At 37.1% G+C, this 2,338-nt stretch carries 3 protein-coding genes; all 3 read right to left on the reverse strand.

From position 1 onward, the window contains the following. Positions 1–892, reverse strand: an 892-nt coding sequence (locus tag CIK90_RS02935) for a hypothetical protein (RefSeq protein ID WP_094464315.1), incomplete at its 3' end; no start/stop codon positions are given. Positions 893–908: 16 nt separating this feature from the next. Next, a complete protein-coding gene (locus CIK90_RS14350; RefSeq protein WP_216820456.1) occupies positions 909–1,742 on the reverse strand; it encodes a hypothetical protein in 834 nt (277 codons plus the stop codon). Positions 1,743–1,832: 90 nt separating this feature from the next. Then, entirely contained in the window at positions 1,833–2,219 is a 387-nt protein-coding gene (locus tag CIK90_RS02945) for a hypothetical protein (protein WP_094389491.1), read from the reverse strand. Positions 2,220–2,338: the final 119 nt, after the last annotated feature.

Consider the following 2,338-nt stretch of genomic DNA (forward strand, 5'->3'; position numbering starts at 1 on the left):
TTGAAGATGTTACTTGTTGAACAATACTCTTTATATTCGAGATCTTAACTTGCTTATTATTAGATTTCTTATGGTTGTAAATTCTATCTTCGTATTCTTTAATTTGTTTAGCACATCTTTTACGAATTAACTCAACGTCAATGTTTTCATAATTTGAAACTTTTAATAGAGAAGGAAGAACTGAGGCGACAAGTTTTATTTCTTCATTCGTTTTATAAGCAGGATGCGGAATACCAATACAGTATTTTTTGTTCAAAATACCTACAAATATATTTCCACAGATATGCTTGTACTCAAACTGGAATAGTTGGGAAGACTTCGACAAGCGACAGAGTCTTTCAAAGCATTTCTTTCCACTTAGAAAAATTATATTATTAGGGGTTGTTATATGTATTAAGTCAAGTGTATATGGGATTGTCTCTGTCAATAAGGACTCACTAATTCCATCAGCTTTTTCCGTACTGAAGAATGATGCATTCGTTACAATAATCTTACTATCATCATTTATAACAGTTGAAAGTGCTGTCTGAGACAAGCAACTTTTTAGCCCTGCCCAATATTTCCATTTTTTATGATTGTCCCAGGATGATGTTTTCCCTTCTTCTTTGCAATAATTACCTTTCCAAAGATGATTTTTGTCGAGTGGATTATTGTACAAGTATGACCAATTCTTGTTTTTGCATTGTTCTGTGTATGGAGTTATACCATATGGATTGCCTGGATTAATTCCGACTATCATCAATTCGGGCTCTTCTGAAAGCAAAGAGAGATCAGATTGTGTATAATATGCAATATTTACATCATCACGAGTTGCTATCTGATGGTACGCTTTCACTGTATCTTCTGCCCATTTCTCAAGTTTAGCTTGAATATTATTTTGCTCGTTATTCATTTCACCCTCTGTGTTATTAAATTATTACTATTGATATTTCCATACAACCTTTAGCATTAATATGGAGTTTCCTTGTCTGCCAAACAACATTCAAGCCATCCATGCAATCGGCTAGTTTTTCAAGTAAGCCTGAGAGATCAGACGAACCACATAACGTTACAACGACTTTCTTTGAGGAACGTAGTTGGGCCAAGTATTCATTTCTGATAGCGTCAATGATGCTTTGAATTTGTTCTTCAACGTTGGATCCCTTTCCTTTGATGCGAGCTTCATATACGCAATCTGCATCGTAGAGGTCTTTGAGGTCATGGTAATCAACGGAAACAAGGCCATGTTGCTGCAATATTCCACAAACAACAGCATCGATGTTTTTCCACTGATAGGGCCAAGGGCCTTGGCAAGCATTATATTCAGCAATAGCCGCTTTACGCTTTTTGTCAAAGTCGCGTCCTGCCTGTTCAAAATCCTCATCAGAGATTCTTCCAGCACCATGAAGTTCACTAAGTGAAGCATAGTTGTCATAAAGACTGGGCTTTCTGCAACTCTCAAGGTATGTTATCGACTTGCCTTTGAATTCTGCATAAGCGATTTCGCGTCTGGTGCTATCACCAATATAGCCACCCACATTGATGACAAAGATTTCATCTGCCAAGTCAATCTTTGCCAGGTGCTGGCGATCCAACATATCTTTCACACCCTCTGTCCATACCTCATCATCACCAGAGTGGCCAAACAGCCCCACAGAAATAACGATGTTGCCTTCAAGTGTCAGACGCTTTTGCGCTTCCAGGAATTCATCCTTGAAACGAGTGCTACCACAGAGGGTTATAACCTTAAATCCATTAACCATAATTCTTATATATCATTTTTGGTGCAACAAAGATACTACTTTATTTTGAACAATAGAGCGTATTAACATAATTTCGTATAACTATCCATTTTATTTAGGACCATAATAGGTCATTTCCCAAAAGAGGCCAGCTGCCAACTCCACCTCGCTGATTTCAACGTCTTTATCTACTCTCACTTTCATGCTCAAAACTTCGATCATATCTTTCTGGTCTGCTACTGCGTAGCAAAAAACATTTTTCTCTTTAACATGGCAATTCATATCAATGGATGGACTTGTATGCTCCCAACGAGATACAAGTCGGATATGGCGATTCGTAGATTGTGTCTCACATTCGGTCCATTTTTTATAAAGACCTCTGAACACCTCAATACTCGCGTCAGAGAAATGCCGCCCACTATTCACCATAAAGAGGTGATTTAAATGCGGTAGTATGCTTTCAAAGTCATACTTCTTAAATAATTCTGATACTGTCATATCGTTACATCTTTATAGTTCACGATGCAAAGATATAAGAAAGGTGTGCCGTATTGGGGCACACCTTATAAAAACATCATTATTATTATCTTTTCTTATTTCTCTTTCTTATATGAGTA

The organism is Prevotella sp. P5-126 (genome assembly GCF_002251185.1).
Lineage (GTDB): Bacteria > Bacteroidota > Bacteroidia > Bacteroidales > Bacteroidaceae > Prevotella.

Bases quoted from the DNA above. Each gene is read 5' to 3' on its own strand.
- CIK90_RS14350 (WP_216820456.1), bottom strand. From the start codon at position 1,742: ATGGTTAATGGATTTAAGGTTATAACCCTCTGTGGTAGCACTCGTTTC.
- CIK90_RS02945 (WP_094389491.1), bottom strand. From the start codon at position 2,219: ATGACAGTATCAGAATTATTTAAGAAGTATGACTTTGAAAGCATACTA.